The sequence below is a fragment of the Cellulomonas sp. P5_C6 genome (assembly GCF_054049635.1).
The window spans coordinates 1-21,625 of sequence record NZ_JBFULZ010000054.1 but is presented as its reverse complement, the minus strand read 5'-3'; the positions used below and the strand labels follow the sequence as shown (position 1 = coordinate 21,625).

At 71.6% G+C, this 21,625-nt stretch carries 21 protein-coding genes and 1 pseudogene; 20 read left to right on the top strand and 2 right to left on the bottom strand.

The window, feature by feature from the left end:
• Window positions 1-235 precede the first annotated feature (235 nt).
• Entirely contained in the window at window positions 236-1,078 is an 843-nt protein-coding gene (locus ACXJKG_RS08555; protein WP_456845333.1) for a M15 family metallopeptidase, read from the top strand.
• Window positions 1,079-1,160: 82 nt separating this feature from the next.
• On the opposite strand, the gene ACXJKG_RS08550 is transcribed toward ACXJKG_RS08555, so the two are convergent.
• The gene (locus ACXJKG_RS08550) at window positions 1,161-2,081 is read right to left on the bottom strand and encodes an aldose 1-epimerase family protein (RefSeq protein WP_456845332.1); all 921 of its coding nucleotides are present in this window, start codon (window positions 2,079-2,081) and stop codon (window positions 1,161-1,163) included.
• 64 nt (window positions 2,082-2,145) lie between these two features.
• Window positions 2,146-3,126 carry a hypothetical protein gene (locus ACXJKG_RS08545; protein WP_456845331.1) on the bottom strand — a complete coding sequence of 327 codons (981 nt, stop codon included), beginning with the start codon at window positions 3,124-3,126 and terminating at the stop codon, window positions 2,146-2,148.
• A 346-nt stretch (window positions 3,127-3,472) separates the two neighbouring features.
• Between ACXJKG_RS08545 and ACXJKG_RS08540 the strand changes: the two genes are divergently transcribed.
• From ACXJKG_RS08540 to ACXJKG_RS08450, 19 genes and pseudogenes are all read left to right on the top strand, one after another.
• A complete protein-coding gene (locus tag ACXJKG_RS08540; RefSeq protein WP_456845330.1) occupies window positions 3,473-4,699 on the top strand; it encodes a CpaF family protein in 1,227 nt (408 codons plus the stop codon).
• Window positions 4,699-5,562, top strand: coding sequence for a type II secretion system F family protein (locus ACXJKG_RS08535; RefSeq protein ID WP_456845329.1), 864 nt, complete (start codon window positions 4,699-4,701; stop codon window positions 5,560-5,562). The genes ACXJKG_RS08540 and ACXJKG_RS08535 overlap by 1 nt, the downstream gene beginning before the upstream one ends.
• On the top strand, window positions 5,559-6,491 hold the full coding sequence (locus tag ACXJKG_RS08530; RefSeq protein ID WP_456845328.1) for a type II secretion system F family protein: 933 nt from the start codon (window positions 5,559-5,561) through the stop codon (window positions 6,489-6,491). The genes ACXJKG_RS08535 and ACXJKG_RS08530 overlap by 4 nt, the downstream gene beginning before the upstream one ends.
• A 150-nt stretch (window positions 6,492-6,641) precedes the next feature.
• Window positions 6,642-6,836 (top strand): hypothetical protein, encoded by a 195-nt coding sequence (locus ACXJKG_RS08525; RefSeq protein WP_456845335.1) that lies wholly within the window; start codon window positions 6,642-6,644, stop codon window positions 6,834-6,836.
• The gene (locus tag ACXJKG_RS08520; RefSeq protein WP_456845334.1) at window positions 6,833-7,207 is read left to right on the top strand and encodes a TadE family protein; all 375 of its coding nucleotides are present in this window, start codon (window positions 6,833-6,835) and stop codon (window positions 7,205-7,207) included. Before ACXJKG_RS08525 ends, ACXJKG_RS08520 begins: the two co-directional genes overlap by 4 nt.
• Window positions 7,204-7,650, top strand: coding sequence for a pilus assembly protein (locus ACXJKG_RS08515; RefSeq protein WP_456845327.1), 447 nt, complete (start codon window positions 7,204-7,206; stop codon window positions 7,648-7,650). Before ACXJKG_RS08520 ends, ACXJKG_RS08515 begins: the two co-directional genes overlap by 4 nt.
• 35 nt (window positions 7,651-7,685) lie before the next feature.
• Complete coding sequence (locus ACXJKG_RS08510; protein WP_456845326.1) at window positions 7,686-8,114, top strand: pilus assembly protein TadG-related protein; 429 nt, start codon at window positions 7,686-7,688, stop codon at window positions 8,112-8,114.
• A gap of 64 nt (window positions 8,115-8,178) precedes the next feature.
• Entirely contained in the window at window positions 8,179-9,294 is a 1,116-nt protein-coding gene (gene prfB / locus ACXJKG_RS08505) for a peptide chain release factor 2 (protein WP_456845325.1), read from the top strand.
• A gap of 733 nt (window positions 9,295-10,027) precedes the next feature.
• Entirely contained in the window at window positions 10,028-11,125 is a 1,098-nt protein-coding gene (locus tag ACXJKG_RS08500) for a sugar ABC transporter substrate-binding protein (RefSeq protein ID WP_456845324.1), read from the top strand.
• A 205-nt stretch (window positions 11,126-11,330) separates the two neighbouring features.
• Entirely contained in the window at window positions 11,331-12,212 is an 882-nt protein-coding gene (locus tag ACXJKG_RS08495; protein WP_456845323.1) for an ATP-binding cassette domain-containing protein, read from the top strand.
• Window positions 12,209-13,486, top strand: a complete 1,278-nt coding sequence (locus ACXJKG_RS08490) for a sugar ABC transporter permease (protein ID WP_456845322.1) — start codon at window positions 12,209-12,211, stop codon at window positions 13,484-13,486. The genes ACXJKG_RS08495 and ACXJKG_RS08490 overlap by 4 nt, the downstream gene beginning before the upstream one ends.
• A gap of 20 nt (window positions 13,487-13,506) precedes the next feature.
• Window positions 13,507-14,751: an ROK family protein gene (locus tag ACXJKG_RS08485; RefSeq protein ID WP_456845321.1), complete on the top strand. Its 1,245-nt coding sequence runs from the start codon at window positions 13,507-13,509 to the stop codon at window positions 14,749-14,751.
• Between the two features lie 151 nt (window positions 14,752-14,902).
• Window positions 14,903-15,592, top strand: coding sequence for a cell division ATP-binding protein FtsE (ftsE, locus tag ACXJKG_RS08480; protein ID WP_456845320.1), 690 nt, complete (start codon window positions 14,903-14,905; stop codon window positions 15,590-15,592).
• Complete coding sequence (gene ftsX, locus ACXJKG_RS08475; RefSeq protein ID WP_456845319.1) at window positions 15,592-16,506, top strand: permease-like cell division protein FtsX; 915 nt, start codon at window positions 15,592-15,594, stop codon at window positions 16,504-16,506. Before ftsE ends, ftsX begins: the two co-directional genes overlap by 1 nt.
• A 2-nt stretch (window positions 16,507-16,508) precedes the next feature.
• A complete protein-coding gene (locus tag ACXJKG_RS08470) occupies window positions 16,509-17,804 on the top strand; it encodes a peptidoglycan DD-metalloendopeptidase family protein (protein WP_456845318.1) in 1,296 nt (431 codons plus the stop codon).
• A 73-nt stretch (window positions 17,805-17,877) separates the two neighbouring features.
• Window positions 17,878-18,348: an SsrA-binding protein SmpB gene (smpB, locus tag ACXJKG_RS08465; RefSeq protein ID WP_456845317.1), complete on the top strand. Its 471-nt coding sequence runs from the start codon at window positions 17,878-17,880 to the stop codon at window positions 18,346-18,348.
• Window positions 18,345-20,198: a DUF2207 domain-containing protein gene (locus tag ACXJKG_RS08460; protein ID WP_456845316.1), complete on the top strand. Its 1,854-nt coding sequence runs from the start codon at window positions 18,345-18,347 to the stop codon at window positions 20,196-20,198. The genes smpB and ACXJKG_RS08460 overlap by 4 nt, the downstream gene beginning before the upstream one ends.
• A gap of 10 nt (window positions 20,199-20,208) precedes the next feature.
• Window positions 20,209-21,264 (top strand): ATP-dependent DNA ligase, encoded by a 1,056-nt coding sequence (locus tag ACXJKG_RS08455; RefSeq protein WP_456845315.1) that lies wholly within the window; start codon window positions 20,209-20,211, stop codon window positions 21,262-21,264.
• Between the two features lie 105 nt (window positions 21,265-21,369).
• Window positions 21,370-21,625, top strand: a pseudogene (locus ACXJKG_RS08450) (hypothetical protein); the annotation flags it as partial.

The window sequence follows — 21,625 nt, the reverse complement described above, 5'->3', positions numbered from 1 at the left end:
GTCCTGGGCGCACCACRCACCCGCCGCGCCTGTCCGGGCCGCCGCGCCTCGTGCTGCGGCGCCGGTTCAGGCGCAGCAGCCTCGTTCCGCCTGGTCCGCTCCCGCGCAGCCCGCGGCCCCCGTTGCCCAGCCGGTCGCGGTCGTCGCGCAGCCGACCGCTCGTGTGGTCCAGCCGGTCGCGGCCGTCGCGCAGCCGACCGCTCCCGTTGTCGAGCCGGTCACTTCCGTCTCTGAGTTGATCGCGCCTGTCGTCGAGCCGGCCTCGGTCGCTGCGGCCGAGCGGCCGATCCGCGACGTCGCACCCGTCGCCGACGAGGTCCCGGAGCTCGCGGCCGTCGTCCATGGCACGGTCCGTCGTCGGCGCCCCACCCGCGCGGCCGCCCGGCTCGGGGTGCTCGGCGTCCTCGCCGGCATCACGGTCGTCATCCCGGTCAGCCAGGGCCTCATCCCCGGCCCGGTGGCGTTCGGCTCCGACGCCCTCGCGGACTCGACCCTGCCGACCACGGTCTCCGCACTGGCCGGCACCCCGATGTCCGCGCTGCCGCCCACGTCGCTGGTCTCGGCCGACGGCGCGATGCAGGCCCGCAGCCTCTCGGCGTCCAGCCGCACCGAGGAGCGGTCCCTGCTCCCGGGCTGCGACGGCTCTGTGCGCCCCGCCGGCGAGAACGGCCTGCTCAAGGTCGCCGACCTCTGCACCCTGTGGGACAACCACACCCAGCTGCGCGCCGACGCGGCCGTGTCGCTCGCCGAGTTCAACCAGGCCTTCGCGGCGCGGTTCGGCGGCGACCTGTGCCTGGCCTCCGGCTACCGCACGCTCGCCGAGCAGCGGGCCGTGAAGGCCCAGAAGGGCGGCCTCGCCGCCGCGCCCGGCAAGAGCAACCACGGCTGGGGCCTCGCCGTCGACCTCTGCCAGGACCAGACGTCCGGCGTGAAGTGGCGCTGGATCACCGAGAACGGCCCCACCTACGGCTGGCAGAACCCCGCGTGGGCGCAGCCCGGCGGCAGCGGCCCGCACGAGAAGTGGCACTGGGAGTACGCCAAGGGCGTGCAGCAGGACGGCGAGTACTACGACGGCTGACCGCCGCCGTCCCCGCCCCTGAGCAACGCCTCGGAGCAGCGCCGCAGTGCAGCGCCGCAGTGCAGCGCCTCAGTGCAGCGCCTCAGAGCAGCGTGAGGCCCCAGGTCGTCGTGTGGCTCGCGCCCGGCGCCAGGTGCACCAGGTCGTCCCCCGTGCGGAACGCGTCGGCGATGCATGTCATCGGCTCCGCCGCGACTCCCCGACGCGCGATACCGGCGACCGTGTCGCCCGTGCACACCTGCCAGGCCTGAGCCGTCCCGTCCGCCCAGAGCGCGACCGTCCGCCCGTCCGGGCAGCCGAGCCGGATCCACGACAGGCCGTCGGCGTCCCGGGCCAGGTCGGTCCAGGCGTCGTCGAGGTCGAGACCTTCGAGCCGCCGCGCCGAGCGCAGGTCGAACCCACCGGACACCGGCTCCGGGCCCGTCGGCAGCAGCCGCTCGTCGATCGTCACGTGCTGCGCAGCGTCGACCTGCAGGGTGCAGTCGTCGACTTTGCCGTCGCCCGGCGACAGCCACGGGTGGAAGCCGATGCCGTACGGCGCGGTCGTCGTCCCGAGGTTGGTGGCCTCGGCCGTGACCCGCAGCCCCGCCTCCGTGAGCGCGTACGTGACCCGCAGCTGGACCGGCCAGGGGTAGCCGTGCGTCGGGACCACGACGTGCTCGAGCGTGACGGCGGCCTCCTCGGCGACGACGGTCGAGAACGTGGTGTGGGCGACCAGCCCGTGCAGCGCGGTCTGGCGCGCGTGCTCCGTGAGAGGGACCTCGTACGACGCACCGTCGTAGCTGTAGGCGCCGTCGCGCAGCCGGTTGGGCCACGGCGCGAGGACGGCGCCGGAGAACGCCGGCGCGATCTGCGACTCGTCGAACGGGAGCACGAGGTCCCGACCGTCCACCGCGTACTCGCGCAGGCTCGCACCCACCGCGGCGACGACGGCCCGTTGGTCGCCCAGCTCGAGGACGTGCTGGCGGCCGGTGGGCAGGGGAGCGGTGATCGTCGTGGACACGCTCACACGCTAGCGGGCCGGACCCACGACCCGTGGGAGCGGGTCATGTGTCCGGCCTGCGGCGTCAGCGGTCCTGCAGCGAACCGGTGCGACGACGTGCCACGACGAGCAGGGCGGCTCCGCCGACGATCGCCAGGGCGCCGAGTGCGCCCACAGCCGCCACGGGGAAACCGGTCGAGGCGAGCTCGGCCGCGTCCGACGGTTCCGCGGCGAGGACCTCGCTGATGAGCTCGGGCTCGGTCGCGTCCGGCAGGACCGCGTCGGTCGGGTCGGTCGGCGTGATGACCGGGTCGGTCGGCGTGAGCGGGTCGGTCGGGTTGATGGGGTCCGTGGGGTCGACCGGCGTGAGGGGGTCCGTGGGGTCGACCGGCGTGAGGGGGCTCGTGGGGTCGGTCGGGTCGACGGGGGTGACCGGGTCTGTCGGGTCGACGGGGGTGACCGGGTCCGTCGGGTCGACCGGGGTGACCGGGTCGGTCGGGTCGGTCGGGTCGACGGGGGTGACCGGGTCAGTGGGGTCCGTCGGGTCGACGGGGGTGACCGGGTCGGTCGGGTCCGTCGGGTCGACGGGGGTGACCGGGTCAGTGGGGTCCGTCGGGTCGACCGGGGTGACCGGGTCCGTCGGGTCGGTCGGGACCACCGGGTCCGTCGGGGTGCAGACCGGCGCCTGGCCGCCCTCGCCGAAGTGCTCGTTGTACAGGCTCACCTGGACCCACGTGATGCAGTACCCGCCGGGGAACGAGGCCGCGAACTGCGGGTGGTCCGTCCACGGGTAGTAGCTCTGGCCGACGTACCGCGCCTGGGGCCACTGGTTGTTGTGCGGGACGGCCTGGTGGACGTTGAACGACTTCTCGCCGCCGCCGTCGAGCTGGGTGACCTTGTAGTTGATGTGCCCGTTCTCCTCGAACGTCGTGCCGGCGGGCAGCTGGAGGCCAGTGGCGGTGACGGTGTACGGCGTCGGGTCGTCCGAGCCCGCGGCGTGCGCGGCGGTCGGGAGCAGGACGAGGGCAGCGGTGAGCAGGGCGGCGCCGAGCGCGCGAAAACGCATGGAGATCGATCCTTCGGGGAGTCAGGTGCACCGGCGTCGGTGCGGGGACGGGAGTTCAGGGGCCGTCAGGCCCCGCGAGTGGGCCCGATCCGGGAGGYGACTCGGCGCTGGAATGTCGTCACGTCGCCCGCCTCCTTCCTGCTTGGTTGAATGCTCAATTGTCTCGAGCAAGCGGCCTGACGACGTGGGACCGAGGTCCCGGACGGGTCCCTCCGACGGGTGAACCGCGTCTCATCTGTGGACAGCGGGGTGTGCCACCGCCGGGCCGTCCCCTAGGGTTCCGGCCAGAGTGCAATCGGACATGACGGATGAACCGGGCACCCATGACACGACGAGGAGAGCGCCCGTGGACGGTGTGGCGATCCTCGAGACCGAGGTCCGCGAGCTCATCCGGCGACGCGGCATCGACCCCGTCCGGGACCGGCCGAGCATCGTGTCGCTGGTCTCCGACGTCATCGCGGACTACGACGAGCGCTCGGTCGTCGGCGCCGTGCCGCCGCTGCTCGACGCGGCGGCCGCACACAAGGCGGTCGTCGACGCGGTCGCGGGGCTCGGCCCGCTGCAGAAGTACCTGGACGACCCCGAGGTCGAAGAAATATGGCTGAACTCGCCCACGCAGGTCTTCGTGGCCCGCCGCGGCGAGTCCGAGCTGACGACGACCATCCTCACCGACGGCCAGGTCCGCGACCTCGTCGAGAAGATGCTCAAGGTCTCGGGTCGTCGTCTCGACCTGTCCAGCCCGTTCGTCGACGCCAGCCTGCCGGGCGGGGAACGGTTGCACGCGGTGATTCCCGACGTCACGCGGCAGCACTGGTCGGTGAACATCCGCAAGTACGTGGTCCGCGCCACCAGCCTCGACGACGTCGTCGCGCTGGGCACCCTGACGCCGCACGCGGCCGCGTTCCTGCACGCGGCGGTCCGGGCCGGGCTGAACGTCCTCGTGTCGGGCGGCACCCAGGCCGGCAAGACCACGATGCTGAACGCCCTGGCCGGTGCCATCCCAGCCCGGGAACGCGTGATCACGTGCGAGGAGGTCTTCGAGCTGCGGCTCGTCGCACGTGACTGGGTGGCGATGCAGTGCCGCCAGCCGAGCCTCGAGGGAACCGGGGAGATCCCGCTGCGGCGCCTGGTCAAGGAGGCGCTGCGCATGCGCCCGAGCCGGCTGCTCGTCGGCGAGGTGCGCGAGGCGGAGGCCCTCGACCTGCTGATCGCCCTGAACGCGGGCGTGCCGGCGATGTGCACCATCCACGCGAACTCGGCCCGGGAGGCATTGACCAAGCTCTGCACGCTGCCTCTGCTGGCGGGCGAGAACGTGTCCGACCGGTTCGTGATCCCGACCGTGGCCTCGGCCGTGGACCTCGTGGTGCATCTCGACCTCGACGGTTCCGGGCGTCGGCTCGTGCGCGAGATCGTCGCCGTGCCCGGGCGGGTGGAGCAGGGGATCGTCGAGACCGCCGACGTCTTCCACACCCGCGACGGGCACCTCGTGCGTGCCGACGGCTTCCCGCCGCACGCGGAGCGGTTCGCCCGCTCCGGCACCGACCTGGCCGCTCTGTTGCGCGGGCGCGGCTGATGGGCGTCGTGGTCGGGCTCCTGCTCGGCGCCGGCCTCGCGTGCATCTGGTGGTCGTTCTGGGCCGAGCCGCGCCGTGGCGGAGGCGCTAAACCTGCCGGCTGGTACGCCCGGACGCAGGACACGCTCGTCCAGGCGGGCGCGGGCGGCGTGACGCCCGGGGGTCTCGTCGCGGCCAGCGTCGTCGTCGGGCTGGTCGTGCTGCTGGTGGGCGTCGCCGTGACGCGCATCCCGTCGATCGCGCTGTGCTTCGCGGTGTTCGCCGCTCTGGCGCCGTGGGCCGCGGTGCGCGGGCGCGCTCGACGCCGTCGGGCGCGCCTGCGGCAGCTCTGGCCGGAGGTGGTCGACCACCTGGGCTCGGGCATCCGCGCCGGGCTGGCGCTGCCCGAGGCCGTCGCGCAGATCGGTGAGCGCGGACCGGTCGAGCTGAGGCCCGCCTTCACGGCCTTCGCCGAGGACTACCGCGCGACCGGGCGGTTCGGCGAGTGCCTGGACGCCCTCAAGGCCCGGCTGGCGGACCCGGTCGCGGACCGCATCGTCGAGGCGCTGCGGCTGACCCGGGACGTCGGCGGGACCGACCTCGGACGGCTGCTGCGCACGCTCTCGACGTTCCTGCGCGAGGACGTCCGCACCCGCGGCGAGCTCGAGGCGCGGCAGAGCTGGACCGTCTACGCCGCACGGCTGGCGGTCGCGGCACCGTGGGTCGTGCTCGCGTTGCTCTCGACGCGCAGCGAGGCGGCGAGCGCGTACGACACCCCGGCCGGCTTCGCGGTCCTCGTCGTCGGCGGCGCCTGCACGGCCGTCGCGTACCTGGCCATGCTGCGCATCGCGCGGCTTCCCGACGACCCGCGGGTGCTGCGGTGAGCCCCGGGACCGTCGGTGCCCTGATCGGGTTGCTGGGCGGGCTGGGCCTCGCGCTCGTCGTGTTCCGGCTGCGCTCCCGGCGCATCGACCTCGACCAGCGGCTCGCGCCGTACCTCCGTCCGCAGGCCACCGCGTCCGGCCTGCTGCGGGCGCCGAGCGTGCGCGGCCCGTTCGCGACACTCGAGCGGCTCGTCGCGCCCGTGATGGGCGACGCCGTCCGCCTGGTCACGCGCCTCGGCTCACCGACCACCGAGCTGCGGCGACGACTGTCGCGCGCCGGGCGCAGCGAGACGACCGAACAGTTCCGGGCAGGGCAGGTGGTCTGGGGCGTGCTCGGGCTGGCGGCAGGTCTCGCGCTCGCTCTGCTGCTGGCGGCGACCCGTGGGTCCGGGGTGGTGGCGCTCGTCGTGCTGGTCGCCGTCTGCGGGCTGCTGGGTGTGCTGGCCCGCGACTGGATGCTGACGCGCGAGCTGGGCGCCCGCGAGTCGCGGATGCTCGCCGAGCTGCCCACGATCGCGGAGCTGCTCGCGCTGGCCGTCGGCGCCGGCGAAGGGGCGGTCGGCGCGCTGGAGCGTGTCGTGCGCACGACGCACGGGGAGCTGACGGCGGAGCTGGCCCGGACACTGTCCGACGCCCGAGCGGGCGCGCCGCTGACGGTCGCGCTCGACAACCTCGCCGGACGGACCGGACTGCCGGCGCTCGCGCGCTTTGCCGAGGGTGTCGCCGTCGCCGTCGAGCGGGGGACTCCGCTGGCGGACGTGCTCCGCGCGCAGGCGCAGGACGTCCGCGAGGAGGGTCGCCGGGCGCTCATGGAGACCGGTGGCCGAAAGGAAGTGCTGATGATGGTGCCGGTCGTCTTCCTGATTCTGCCGGTCACCGTCGTGTTCGCCGTCTTCCMCAGCATGGTCGTCCTGCAGGTCGGCCTGTGACGGGTTTGGGTACGTGGCTCGGCACCGCAGCGGTGCCCGACGAAGGGACGAGGATCGATGACGACTGGCAGCCACGAGAGCACGATCGGCCAGGAGCAGGGGGCGGACGACCAGCCGACGTCCCGCACGTCCGCGCTGCTGTGGGGCTCGCTGGTGTGGGGCTCGACCGCCTGGAGCGGCGTCCGGCACCGGCTCGCGGGGCGCGACCCCGAGCGCGGCGACGTGCCCGGGTGGGTGCTCGTCACTTTGATGACCGCGGGCCTGGTGACCGCGTTGTGGATCATCGCGGGCGACGCTCTGGCGCGGGTGTTCGAGGACGCCATCGACAGCGTCAAGGCCCCCTGACCGACGAGACGGGGTCGGCGATCGTCGACTTCGCGCTCGTCGGCGGCCTGCTCACCGTCCTCTTCGTGGCGGTGCTCCAGCTGACGGTCGTGCTGCACGTGCGGAACACGCTGGTCGACTCGGCGTCCGAGGGTGCGCGCTACGGGGCGTTGGTCGGGCACGACCCGGACGACGGTGCCGACCGGTCGCGCGACCTCATCGCCCAGTCGTTGTCCGGCGCGTACGCCCAGGACGTCACCGCCGGCCGGACCACGCTCGACGGTCTGGACGTCGTCGAGGTCCAGGTGCGGGCGCCCCTGCCGCTGGTCGGACTGGTCGGCCCGGCGGGGACGCTCACTGTCCGCGGGCACGCGCTGGTCGAGGTCCCGTGACCGGGCGGTTCTTGGCCGACGACGAGGGCAGCTCGGTCGTCGAGTTCCTCGGGCTCTCGCTCGTCCTGCTGGTGCCCCTCGTCTACCTGGTGCTGGTCCTGGGCCGCGTCGAGGCAGCCACGTTCGCCGCCGAGGGCGCCGCGCGGGAGGCGGCGCGCACGTTCGTCGTCGCCGACGGTGCCGACGAGGGCGCGTCGCGGGCCATCGCCGCGGCCGGGATCGCGCTGCGCGACCAGGGGTTCGACGACGACCCGGCCGACGCGCTCACCCTCGCGTGCTCCACGACGCCGTGCCTCGCCCCCGGCAGCGACGTGTCCGCCCGGATCGACGTGCGGGTGCCGCTGCCGTTCGTGCCGGGCTTCGTCCGCGACGTCGTCCCGCTGGAGCTGCCCGTCAGCGCGGAGCGTGTGGCGCCGGTCGACGCCTATCGGGCGGGCGGGTGAGGCGCCCGAGAGCGGGATCCGACGACGGGCAGATCATGATCCTGACCATCGGCTTCGTCGTCGTCGCGATCCTGCTGATCACCGTCGTGGTGTCGGGCGCCGGCGTGCACCTGGAGCGCAAGCGGCTGCTCGCGCTCGCGGACGTGCTCGCCCTCGAGGCCGCCGACGCCGTCGGGGACGACCGGTACTTCGCGCCCGGCGAGGGCCAGGGTGACCCCGACACCTCCGGGCTCCAGCTGACCGACCCGGCCGTGCGGTCGGCCGTCGACGGGTACCTGCAGGACAACCCCGAGGCGGTCGCCGGCTGGGACCAGTTCGCCGTGCTGTCGGCCACGACGCCCGACGGGCGGTCGGCGGAGGTCCACGTCGGCGCGGTGGTCCGGCCCGTCCTGATGAGCTGGGTGCTGGCGCCGTGGTCCGACGGGATCGCGCTCGAGGCGGAGTCGACCGCCCGGGGGTCGTGACGGGTTGGCGCGCGTGCACACCCGCGGAGGATCGGGCGCGGCCGACCCGGTAGCCTGGACGGTTGTGGCCACCACTGACTTCTCGACTGCGATCCGCGATCTGCGCACCACGCTCGGCACCATCGAGGCGGTGAGCGACCCGACCGCGCTCAAGGCGAAGGTCGCGCAGCTGTCGGAGCAGGCGTCGGCCCCCGACCTGTGGGACGACCCGGACGCCGCGCAGAAGATCACCAGCGCGCTGTCGTCGACGCAGGCGGAGCTCGACCGCATGAGCAAGCTGGGCGGCCGCATCGACGACCTCGAGACGCTGGTCGAGATGGCGACCGAGGAGAGCGACGAGGACACCCTCGCCGAGGCCGAGGCCGACCTGCTCAAGATCAAGAAGGACCTGGGCGAGCTCGAGGTCCGCACCCTGCTGGCGGGGGAGTACGACCAGCGCGAGGCCGTCGTCACCATCCGCGCCGGGGCCGGCGGCGTCGACGCCGCGGACTTCGCCGAGATGCTGCTGCGCATGTACCTGCGCTGGGCCGAGCGGCACGGCTACCCGACGACCGTGCTCGACACCTCCTACGCGGAGGAGGCCGGCCTGAAGTCCGCGACGTTCGAGGTCAAGGTGCCGTACGCCTTCGGGAACCTGTCGGTCGAGGCCGGCACGCACCGCCTGGTCCGCATCTCGCCGTTCGACAACCAGGGCCGACGCCAGACCAGCTTCGCGGCCGTCGAGGTCATCCCGCTCATCGAGTCCAACGACTCCGTCGACATCCCCGAGTCGGAGATCAAGGTCGACGTGTTCCGCTCGTCGGGCCCCGGTGGTCAGTCCGTCAATACGACCGACTCCGCGGTGCGCATGACGCACATCCCGACCGGGATCGTCGTGTCGATGCAGAACGAGAAGTCCCAGATCCAGAACCGTGCCGCCGCACTCCGCGTGCTGCAGTCCCGCCTGCTCCTGGTCCGCAAGGCCGAGGAGGACGCCAAGAAGAAGGCGCTGGCTGGCGACGTCAAGGCGAGCTGGGGCGACCAGATGCGCTCCTACGTGCTGCAGCCGTACCAGATGGTCAAGGACCTGCGCACCGAGCACGAGGTGGGCAACCCCGCCGCCGTGTTCGACGGCGACATCGACGACTTCATCGAGGCCGGCATCCGCTGGCGCCGCTCGGCCGAGTCCGCCGACGCCTGACGCCGCAGCCCGAGCAAGACCGGCGACTCCCGCCGGAAGCCGGCCCGCCGCGGCGCAACGTCCGAGCTCATGAGGGTCAGGACCCGCTCCTACGCGGACGTCCGGCGCGCCTCGCCGCAACGTCCGAGCACAAGCGGGTCAGTGCCCGTACTTGCTCGGACGTCCCCTGAGTAGCTCGTCGCAGCGTCCGAGCACGTGGTGGCTATGGGCCGCACAAGCTCGGACGTCTCCGAGCACCCCGCTGGCGTCCGCAACATCCGTCGCAGGGACGCTCGAATGTGCGGACGTCGCCAACAGCCCCCCGGACGTCCGCAGGATCGGTCGCCAGGACGCTCGAATCTGCGGACGTCCCCCGAACCACCCGCCGACGTCCGCAGATCGGTCCTGGGGCCGCTCGATCAGCCAACCGACGTCCGCAGGATCGGTCGCCCCGACGCCCGAACGTGCGGACCTCCCGGACGAGCCACCGCCGCTCAGCCGTTGCACAGGGATTGTTGCGGGCCCGAACATGATTCCCCCAGGCGAGCGAATCCGGCGCCGCGGAAAGCGCTTGTTGAGCCTGCAAGGTCACAGTTTGACCACGGAAAATGCGTCTGACCTTGTGAGAGACCTGCGCCGGTCATATGTTGTGGCCCGCAACATAGTCCTAGCGCCCGRAAGCGCCGGGTGGAGACGAGCGCAACGGGGCGTCGTCACGAGAGGGAGCACGATGCGACGAAGCATGGTTCTGGCGATGGCGGCTGTCACGGCCTCCGGCTTGCTGCTGGCAGGTTGCGGAAGCAACGACACGCCCAGCGGCAGCGACACGGCAAGCGGCGGAAGCAGCGAAGGGCCGGCGCCGAAGGTCGGCGTCATCCTTCCTGACACGAAGTCCTCGGCCCGGTGGGAGACCGCCGACGCCAAGTACTTGAAGGAGGCCTTCGAGGCCGCGGGCGTCGACTACGACATCCAGAACGCCCAGKGTGACAAGACCCAGTTCCAGACGATCGCGGACCAGATGATCACGAGCGGCGTCAACGTCCTCATGATCGTCAACCTGGACTCCGGGTCGGGCAAGGCGGTGCTGCAGAAGGCTCAGGCCCAGGGCATCGCGACGATCGACTACGACCGGCTGACGCTGGGCGGCGGCGCGGACTTCTACGTGTCGTTCGACAACACCAAGGTCGGCCAGCTCCAGGGCGAGGGCCTGCAGAAGTGCCTCGACGACGCCGGCAAGACGACGGCGAACATCGCCTTCCTCAACGGCTCGCCGACGGACAACAACGCCACGCTGTTCAAGGCCGGCGCTGTGGCTGCCCTGCAGAAGAAGACCACCAGCGGCGAGTACACCGTGGTCGCGGACCAGGCCGTTCCTGACTGGGACAACCAGCAGGCCGGCACGATCTTCGAGCAGATGTACACCGAGCAGGCCGGCAAGATCGACGGCGTGCTGGCGGCCAACGACGGTCTCGGCAACGCCGCGATCGCCATCCTGAAGAAGAACGGCGTGAACGGCACCATCCCGGTGACCGGTCAGGACGCGACGGACCAGGGCCTGCAGAACATCCTTGCGGGCGACCAGTGCATGACCGTCTACAAGGCCGTCAAGAAGGAGGCCGACGCGGCCGCCGCTCTGGCCGTGGCTGCTGCCAAGGGCCAGGACACGGCCAGTCTCGCGACCGGCACGGTCGACGACTCCGAGTCCGGCAAGACGGTCGCGGCAGTTCTCCTCGACCCCGAGGCGATCTACTTCGACAACGTCAAGGACGTCATCGCCGACGGCTACACCACCAAGGAGAACGTCTGCACCGCCGACTTCGCGGCCAAGTGCGCTGAGGCCGGCATCTCCTGACGCACGACGACGGGGCCCTCGGGCCCCGTTGACCAGGCGGGGCCGGTCCGCGCAAGCGGCCGGCCCCAGCCTGGCGTCCGGAGGCGGAACACGCCGACGGACACGAAAGCCACGCACGACGCACGACAAGGCCGCAGCGACGCGAGCCGACCCGCACAGACCCGCGACGACGCGGGGTGAACCGATCGACCAGACGAGGTGGACGATGACACAAGCAGCGTATGCCGCACCCGACCTGGCCCCTCCACCGACGCTCGAGGTCCGGGGCGGCCGCAAGAACTTCGGCGCGGTGCACGCGCTGCGCGGCGTCGACCTGGTCGCCCGGGCCGGTGAGGTCACGGCGCTGGTGGGGGACAACGGCGCCGGCAAGTCGACGATGATCAAGTGCGTCGCGGGGATCTACCCGTTCGACGCGGGCGACGTCCTGTTCCAGGGCGCCCCGGCCCACATCTCGTCGCCGGCGGACTCGAACGACCTGGGGATCGAGGTCGTCTACCAGGACCTCGCGCTCTGCGACAACCTCGACATCGTCCACAACATGTTCCTGGGCCGGGAGATCAAGAAGGGCTTCCGGCTCGACGAGTCGGCCATGGAGACCCGTGCCGCCGAGGTGCTCGCGGGCCTCTCGGTGCGGACCGTCCGGTCGATCCGGCAGCACGTGGCCAGCCTCTCCGGCGGGCAGCGGCAGACGGTCGCGATCGCGCGTGCCGTGCTGTGGAACTCCAAGCTGGTCATCCTCGACGAGCCGACGGCAGCGCTGGGCGTCGCCCAGACCGAGCAGGTGCTGCAGCTGGTGCGCCGGCTTGCCGACGCCGGCCTGGCAGTCGTCCTGGTCTCGCACAACATGAACGACGTCTTCGAGGTCGCGGACTCCATCAACGTGCTCTACCTGGGCCAGACGGCCGCTCAGGTGCGTACCAAGGACACCTCGCGCACCGACATCATCGAGCTCATCACCAGCGGTTCCGCCGGCCTCGCGCCGGGGCAGGTGGCGCCGCGGATCTCGCCCGATGCGCCGGAGCGCGCGGTGACCGCCGCACCGACGACCACCGATGCGCCGACCACGAACGGGAGCACCTCCGCATGAGCACGTCCACGGTTCCCCCGGCGCAGACGGCGCCGTCGCTGCTGGCCGGCTCGGTCGAGCAGCCCACCTTCAGCGAGTCGGTCGGCAACTACGTCAGCAAGGTGCGGGGCGGCGACATGGGGTCGCTGCCGGCCATCCTCGCGCTCGTCGTGCTCCTCGCGGTGTTCGTGATCCTCAAGCCCAACACCTTCCCGTCGATCGGGAACATCGCCAACCTGTTCCAGCAGGGCGCGGTCGTCGTGACGATCGCGATGGGCCTCGTGTTCGTCCTGCTGCTCGGCGAGATCGACCTGTCGGCGGGCTTCACGTCAGGGGTCTGCGGCGCCGTGCTGGCCACGGGCCTCACGGTGTACCACTGGTCCTGGTACGTGGCGCTGATCGCGGCACTGCTGACCGGTCTGGTCGTCGGCACGCTCCTCGGCACGCTGGTCGCCCGGATCGGCATCCCGTCCTTCATCATCACGCTCGCCATGTTCTTGGCACTCCAGGGCGTGGTGCTGCTCATCATCGGGTCGGGCGGCAACATCTCGATCACCGACCCCGTGATCATCGCCTTGCAGAACAAGAACGTCCCGCCGCTCCTGGGCTGGGCCCTCGGGATCATCGCGGTGCTGGCCTACGCCATCTCGAGCCTGCGCACCTGGCAGCTGCGCCGCAAGCGCGGGCTGCTCGCGGCCCCGCTCGGCATGGTCGTGATCAAGATGGTCGCCCTGGGCGTCGTCGTGCTGGGCATGGTCGCGATCCTCAACCAGGAGCGCAGCCTCAACCCGCTGCGCGCGTCGATCATCGGCGTGCCGATCGTCGTCCCGCTCATCGTCCTCCTCGCGCTCGGCCTCGGCTTCGTGCTGACGCGGACGGCGTTCGGCCGGCACATCTACGCGGTCGGTGGCAATGCCGAGGCCACGCGCCGGGCGGGCATCAACGTCAAGGCCGTCCGGACCGCGTGCTTCATGATCTGCTCGACGATGGCGGCCGTGGCCGGTGTGCTGGCGGCGTCGCGCGCGACGTCGGTGGACCCGAACGCGGGCGGCTCGAACGTCCTGCTCTACGCCGTGGGCGCGGCCGTCATCGGTGGCACGTCGCTCTTCGGTGGCAAGGGCCGGATCATCGACGCGCTCATCGGTGGTGCGGTCATCGCGGTCATCGACAACGGCATGGCACTTCTCGGGTACTCGCCCGGCATCAAGTACGTTGTCACGGGCTCAGTGCTCGCCGCTGCTGCGGCCGTCGACGCGATCTCTCGTCGACGAGCCACAACCACGGGCCGCGTGTAACAACCTGAGGGAGGCTGCTGGTGCGGCTCGGCGCTGGTCCGCCGGTCCGGCGCGCCGACGCGGCTGCGCAGGACGACGTCAGAAGGGCCAACCTCTCGGCCGTCCTGCGGCTGCTGCACTTCCACGGTCCGTCGACGCGGTCGGACCTGGTGGCCACCACGGGCTTCAACCGGTCGACCGTCGGGTCGCTCACCTCCGAGCTGGTCAAGCTCGGCCTGGTGCGTGAGCGACCCGGCGTCGTCACGGGCAAGGGCCGGCCGTCCAACGTGGTGGAGCCGGTCAGCACCAGCGTGCACGTGCTCGCGTTCGACGTGACGCCGTCGAGCGTCGGGGCAGCGCGCGTCGGGCTGGGCGGCTACATGCTGCAGGTCCGCCGGCGGCTGCACAGCTCGTCGCCGCACGACGTCCCGGCGGTGGTCGAGCTCATCGCGACGCTGGCCAGGGAGATGCAGGCCAAGGCCGCGCCGGGGTCGGTGTGCCTCGGGCTGGTGGTGTCGGTGCCGGGCAGCGTGCGGCAGCCCGACGGGCTCGTGCGCCGGTCGCCCCCGCTGGGCTGGCACGAGGTGCCGTTCGCGGAGCTGCTCCGCACGGCCACGGATCACGAGTACCCGGTCGCCGTCGGCAACGACGGCGACCTCGGCGTCGTCGCGGAGTACCTGCGGGGTGCCGCGCGCGGTGCGCAGGACGTCCTGTACGTCCGCGGGGAGGTCGGCGTCGGTGGCGGGGTCGTCGTCGACGGCGAGCTGCTCAAGGGCGCCGGCGGCTACGCCGGAGAGGTCGGCCACCTCGTCGTGAAGCCCGGCGGGCGCGTCTGCTCGTGCGGGGCGCGCGGGTGCTGGGAGGCCGAGATCGGCGACGCGGCGATCATCCGCGCGGTCGGCCGGGACCCGCGGGAGTCGGACATCGAGGACGTGCTGAGCGACGTCGCCATCGGCAACCGGCGCAGCATCGCGGGCGTGCGCAAGACGGGGGAGTGGGTGGGCCTCGGGCTGGCCAGCCTGGTCAACCTGTTCAACCCGCGAGTGGTCGTGCTCGGCGGGACGCTCGGTGCGCTCTATCCGACGATGGAGCCGACGCTCGCGGCGTCGTACTCGCGGGCACTCGGGCCGATGCGGGAGCAGGCGCTCCTGGTGCGGTCCGACCTCGGGTCGGACGCGCAGCTGGTAGGTGGCGCGGAGGTGGCTTTCGCCGACGTGCTCGAGGACCCGGCGGGCACGCTGGACGCCCGGTCCGAGGAGGAGCCCCAGGCCCTGTCGGGGACCTGAAGGCCAGACATTCTGCACCAAAGCACCCACGGCAGGGTTCTCACAGGCAAGCGTCGGCGTGTCACCGTCCGGTGACCCCCTGTCCGCTGCCTACTCTCGACGAGGCCAGCGCTGTACCCCGTCCGTCCCCGAAACCTGGCCCGCGAGCATCGTGATCAGATTCGAGAACGTCACCAAGGTCTACGCGCGCGGCGCCCGACCGGCGCTGGACCGCGTGTCCCTGGATGTCGAGCGGGGCGAGTTCGTCTTCCTCGTCGGCGCCTCGGGCTCCGGCAAGTCGACCTTCCTGCGGCTCGTGCTCCGCGAGGAGCGGGCCTCGGCCGGGCGCGTCTTCGTCGCCGGCAAGGAGCTGGGCACCCTGTCGTCGTGGAAGGTGCCGACGCTGCGCCGCCACATCGGTGCGGTGTTCCAGGACTTCCGCCTGCTGCCCAACAAGACCGTGTTCGAGAACGTGGCGTTCGCGCTGCAGGTCATCGGCAAGCCGCGCCACCACATCCTCACCACCGTGCCGGACACGCTCGAGATGGTCGGCCTGGCCGGCAAGGAGAAGCGCCGCCCGCACGAGCTGTCCGGTGGCGAGCAGCAGCGCGTGGCCATCGCGCGCGCGTTCGTCAACCGCCCGAACATCCTGCTGTGCGACGAGCCCACGGGAAACCTCGACCCGACCACGTCCCTGGGGATCATGCGCCTGCTCGACCGGATCAACCGCACGGGCACCACCGTGGTCATGGCGACGCACGACGACGAGATCGTCGACCAGATGCGCAAGCGCGTCATCGAGCTGTCCATGGGTGACCTGGTGCGCGACCAGTCCCGCGGCGTCTACGGCTCGGACCGCTGATGCGCCTCCAGTTCATCCTCAGCGAGATCGGGCTCGGTCTTCGGCGCAACCTGTCGATGACCATCTCGGTCATCCTCGTGACCTTCGTGTCGCTCACGTTCGTCGGCTCGGCCGCCCTGCTGCAGACGCAGATCGGCAAGATGAAGGACGACTGGTACGACAAGGTCGAGGTCTCCGTCTTCCTCTGCCCGCAGAACTCGGACCAGCCGACGTGCGCGAGCGGCGAGGTCACCGACGATCAGAAGGCCGACATCCAGGCGGCGCTCGCGTCGCCCGAGGTCAAGCCGTACGTGGAGAAGATCTACACGGAGACCAAGCAGCAGGCCTACGCGGCGTTCCAGAAGCAGTTCAAGGACCAGTTCTGGGCCTCGGCGGCGACCGAGGACGACATGAACTCGTCCTACCGGATCAAGCTGACGGACCCGAAGCAGTACCAGGTCGTCGCCGACGTGGTGTCGGGCCGGCCCGGCGTCGAGGAGGTCAAGGACCAGCAGCGGCTGTTCGACAAGCTGTTCACCGTCCTCAACAACGCGACGCTGCTGGCCGGTGGCCTCGCGCTCGTGATGCTGCTGGCCGCGGTGCTGCTGATCACGACGACGATCCGCCTGTCGGCGCTGAGCCGCCGCCGTGAGACCGGGATCATGCGCCTGGTCGGGGCGTCGACCGTGTTCATCCAGCTGCCGTTCATGCTCGAGGGCGCGATCGCCGCGACCGTCGGCGCGCTGCTCGCCGTCGGCGGGCTCTGGCTGGGCGTCGAGTACCTGGTCACCGACTGGCTKGGCGCGTCCGTGGGCTGGATCCCGTATGTGAGCACCGCCGACGTGCTGGCCGTCGCGCCGATCCTCATCGGGGTCGCCATCCTGCTCGCCGCGATCTCGTCGCTGGTCACCCTCAGCCGCTACACGAAGGTGTGATGATGCGCCGCCTCCGGATGCCCGCGTTCCTCGTCGTCCTCGCCCTGCTGCTCACCGCGTTCTTCGCCGCGCCCGCCAGCGCCGACAGCATCGACGACCGCCGCAAGGCCGCCGAGGCGCACAAGGCAGCCGTCGCCAAGGCGCGCGACGACACCGAGGCCGCGATGGAGGGCGTCGACGCGAACATCCAGGCGCTCGCCCTGCAGCTGGCGGACACGCAGGCGCGGATCCCCGCCGCGCAGGCCAGCCTCGACGCGGCGAACGCGGCGCTGGAGAAGGCACAGCGCGAGGCGGCGATCATCGCGGCGCGGCTGCAGGACGCGACGGACCAGCAGGCGACCATCTCCACCACCATCACGGCGGACGCCGACCACGCCAAGCAGATGCGCGCGGCGATCGGGCAGATGGCCCGCGAGGCGTACAAGGGCGGCGGCGGGGTCTCGGGCGTCGACGTCATCCTCGACGCGCAGAGCACCGACGACTTCGTGCAGCGCTACGGGTTGATGTCGACCGCGCTGCGCACGCAGGCGCAGATCCTCGACGACCTCAAGGCSRCCGAGTCCGCGAACAAGAACGCSGAGGCCCGSCTGGKCGCGGTGAAGGACAAGATCACCGAGCTCAAGGCCGCGGCCGACCAGAAGGTGGTCGAGGCCGACGCGGCGAAGACGGCGGCCGCAGCCGCGAAGGCCGCGCTGGACAACCTGCTCGCGCAGCAGGTCAGCCAGCAGCAGGCGCTCGACGCCCAGAAGGCCGCCCTCGAGGCGCAGCTGGCGCAGGCCGACGCCGAGGCCGCGGCCGTGCAGGCCGAGCTCCAGGCGGCCATCGCGGCGCAGAAGGCTCGCGACGCCGCCGCCGGCAACCCCCACGGCCCGGCCGGCCCCATCGGCACCGCGCTGTTCGCCAACCCGACCAGCGTCAACCCGATCTACGTGACGTCCGAGTACGGGATGCGCATGCACCCGACGCTGCACTACGTCCGCCTGCACGCCGGCATCGACCTGCGCACCTACTGCAACACCCCGATCTACGCCGGCCGCGCCGGCACGGTGACGTGGGCCAAGCAGCGGTTCGGCTTCGGCAACCAGGTGATGATCGACAGCGGGTTCGTCAACGGCAACGCCCTGTCGGCGTCGTACAACCACCTCACCAGCTTCGCGGTCGGCGCCGGCCAGCACGTCGAGCAGGGTCAGCTGATCGGGCACTCCGGCAACACGGGGACCTCGGCGGCCTGCCACCTGCACTTCGAGGTGTACGTGAACGGCGCGACGACGAACCCGCGGCCGCTGCTGGGCCTCTGATTTCGGCTGGCGTCGGACGGGTAGTCTCGTCGAGCACCATTCACTTTCATTGCAGGAACGGGGTTCGACGACGGTGGCCAAGGAGATCGGGCGCAAGGTCGTCGCCTCGAACCGCAAGGCCCGGCACGACTACGTCATCGAGGACGTGTTCGAGGCCGGCCTGGTGCTCAGCGGCACCGAGGTCAAGGCCCTGCGCCTGGGCCGGGCGTCGCTGGTGGACGGCTGGTGCGAGGTGACCAACCACGAGCTGTGGCTCGAGGGCGTGCACATCCCCGAGTACTCGCAGGGCACCTGGACCAACCACGCGCCCCGCCGCAAGCGCAAGCTGCTGCTGCACCGCCAGGAGATCGACCGCCTGGAGTCCCGCACGCGCGAGAAGGGCCAGACGATCATCCCGCTGTCCCTGTACTTCCTCGACGGGCGCGCCAAGGTCGAGATCGCCCTGGCCCGCGGCAAGCGCGAGTGGGACAAGCGGCAGGCGCTGCGCGAGAGGCAGGACAACCTCGAGGCCAACCGGGCGATCCGCGAGAAGCGCGACCTGTGAGGACGCTGCGGGCGCTCTTCCTCGCCCTCTTCCTCGTCGTCGTCGCTGCGGTCCCGGCCTCTGCCGCGCCCGACCAGTCGTCCGGCCGCGAGATCACGCGGTACGACGTCACAGCTGTCTTGAGTGCCGACGGCGTCATGCAGGTCGCGCTCGACTTCGACTTCGACTTCGGCGACGAGCCCGGTCACGGCCCGTTCCTGACCCTGCCGACGAGGGTCTACTACGACGACTCGCAGGACCGCGCGTTCCGGTACTCCGAGATCTCCGCTTCGTCGTCCACCGGGGCGCCCGCGCAGGTGAATCGCGAGGAGAACGACAACGCGCTGATCCTGCGCATCGGCGACCCCGACATCGACAACGTCTCCGGCGCGCAGACCTATCACGTCGAGTACACGGTCGACGGGCTGGTCAACCCCGCGAACGCCCAGCACTCCGGCGACGAGCTGTACTGGAACGTCATCGGCGCCGGCTGGGAGATCCCGCTGGGCGGCCTGTCGGTCCAGGTCACCGGTCCCGCCGCCGTCGAGGGTGCCGTCTGCTTCGCGGGCCCCAACGGCTCCACCGACCCGTGCACGTCGTCGGCGTTCGACGGATCGTCGTCGACCTTCACGCAGGACCTCGTCCCCGTCGGGTCGGAGTTCTCGACGGTCACGGGCTGGCCGGCCGGCACGTTCCCCGGGGTCGAGCCGATCCTCGTCGGCAAGCCGGACCCGCTGGGCCCCGTGCAGCCGGTGTCGCCGCTGGGCATCGTCGCGCTGCTCGTGCTCATCGCTGGCACCATCGTCGCGATCGTGCGGGTGCGCCGCGTCGGCCGGGACCGCGCCTACCTCGGCCTGACTCCGGGCCTGCGGCCGGCCGACAACCAGCCGGGCACGATGTCGGGCTTCCGCGATCGTCGCCAGGTGGTCTCCGTGCAGTTCCAGCCGCCCGAGGGCGTGCGGCCGGGGGAGATGGGCACGCTCCTCGACGAGAGCGCCGACCCCGTCGACGTCACCGCGACCCTGGTCGACCTCGCCGTGCGCGGCTGGCTGCGCATCGAGGAGGTGCCGCGGTCCGACCCCCGCAAGAAGGCCAAGGACTGGACCCTGGTGCAGCTGAAGAACCGCGACGGCTCGCTGCTGCCGTTCGAGGACACCCTGCTGCGGGAGATCTTCTCCGGGTCGACGACCGTGAAGCTGTCGGACCTGCGCACCACCTTCGCGGCGTCGATGGCCAAGGTGCAGGACGGCCTCTACGACCACGTCACCGGCACCGGCTGGTTCCGGTCCAACCCGAAGTCGGTGCGCTCGCTGTGGCGTGCCGCGGGGATCGTGCTGGTCGTCATCGGCGCCGGCCTCACGTTCTTCGTGTTCGCCTCCGGCGCCTCCGTCCGCGGCCTGGCGCTGGTGCCCATCGCGATCGGTCTCATCGGGCTCCTCGTGGCCGCGCTGGCCAAGGCGGCGCCGGCACGCACCGAGAACGGGACGGCGGTGCTGGCGCAGTCGCTGGGCTTCCGCCGGTACCTGGCGACGGCCGAGGCGAACCAGCTCAAGTTCGAGGAGGGCGAGGACATCTTCAGCCTGTACCTGCCCTACGCCATCGTGTTCGGCCTGGCCGACCGGTGGGCGCGGGTGTTCGCCGAGCTCGCCGCGCAGGGCCGCGCCGTGTCGCAGCCCGGCTGGTACGTCGGCGGGTACTACCCCGGCGCCAACATCTACTGGGCGACCGCGTTCGCCTCCTCGCTGGACCGTTTCTCCTCGATCGCGACCGAGTCCCTCTCGGCGCCGACCCCCGGGACGTCCGGTGGATCCGGGTTCTCGGGCGGCTTCTCCGGCGGTGGCGTCGGAGGCGGTGGCGGCGGGGGCTGGTAAGACTTCCTGTATGACGCTGCCGGTGATGCCGCCCGTGGACCCGATGCTCGCCAAGTCGGTGCCCACGATCCCCTCAGGAAAGCTCTACGAGCCCAAGTGGGACGGCTTCCGAGCCATCGTGTTCCGCGACGGGGACTCCGTGGAGATCGGCTCCCGGAACACGAAGCCGATGCAGCGGTACTTCCCGGAAGTCGTCGAGGCTGTTCTGTCGTTCTTGCCGGAACGGTGCGTCGTCGACGGCGAGATCATCGTGCCGTCGTCACGTCATTCCGGCCTCGACTTCGAGGCACTGCTGCAGCGCGTGCACCCCGCGGAGTCGCGGGTGCGGCTGCTCTCCGTCGAGACGCCCGCGCTTCTGGTGCTGTTCGACGTCCTGGCGCTGGGGGACGACGACCTGACGTCGCGACCCTTCGCTGAGCGTCGTGCGGTTCTGGAGACGCTCGTCTCCGGCTCGGGTCCCGTCTCGGTGACCGCGCAGACCTCGTCGCTCGACGTGGCGACCGACTGGTTCTCGAGGTTCGAGGGCGCGGGTCTCGACGGCATCGTCGCCAAGGACCCGGCCGGCCTGTACGAGCCCGGCAAGCGGACCATGCAGAAGATCAAGCACGAGCGCACCGCCGACTGCGTGGTCGCCGGTTACCGCCCGCACAAGTCCGGGGACGATGCCGTCGGGTCGCTGCTGCTGGGGCTGTACAACGACGACGGAACGCTCGCGTCCGTGGGCGTCGCGGCGTCGTTCCCGATGGCGCGACGCCGTGAGCTGGTGACGGAGCTCGCGCCCCTCGTGGTGCCTCTGGAGGGACACCCGTGGGACTACTCAGCCTTGAGCAGGACCCCCCGCGAGGCGGCGGGGAGCCGCTGGTCGGCGGGCAAGGACCTGTCGTTCGTCCCACTCTCACCCACTCTGGTGGTCGAGGTCGCGTACGACCACATGGAGGGCGACCGCTTCCGGCACACCGCGCAGTTCCGCCGCTGGCGCCCCGACCGCGACCCGTCGTCGTGCACGTACGCGCAGCTCGAGGAGCCCGTCTCGTACTCGCTCTCGGACGTCCTCGCGGCCGGATGAGATTCCACAGGTTGCGCACGGGTTGATACCAGCGATCTCCCGGCTCGCCCGAGTTACCTGATCCTTGTCGGCACCACCCCGGGTGCCGCCGAGGAGGGCAGGACCATGGACGAGCAGCAGCGCGACGAGACGGTGGGCGCACCCGCGGCGGAGCCGGGGCGCGTGGAGGAGACGGGCGTCGAGGCGTCTGCGGTGGACGGTGAGCCGACGCCGCCCGGTGCGGTCGTTGACCCCCCGGCTGTTGACCAGCCGGTCGTCGCCCAGCCTCTGACGAGCACCTACCCGACGCCCGCCGCGGTCGAGCCCGCGCCGCAGGCACCGGCCTTCGCCGCGCACACCGCGCCTCTGCCCACAGCACCGC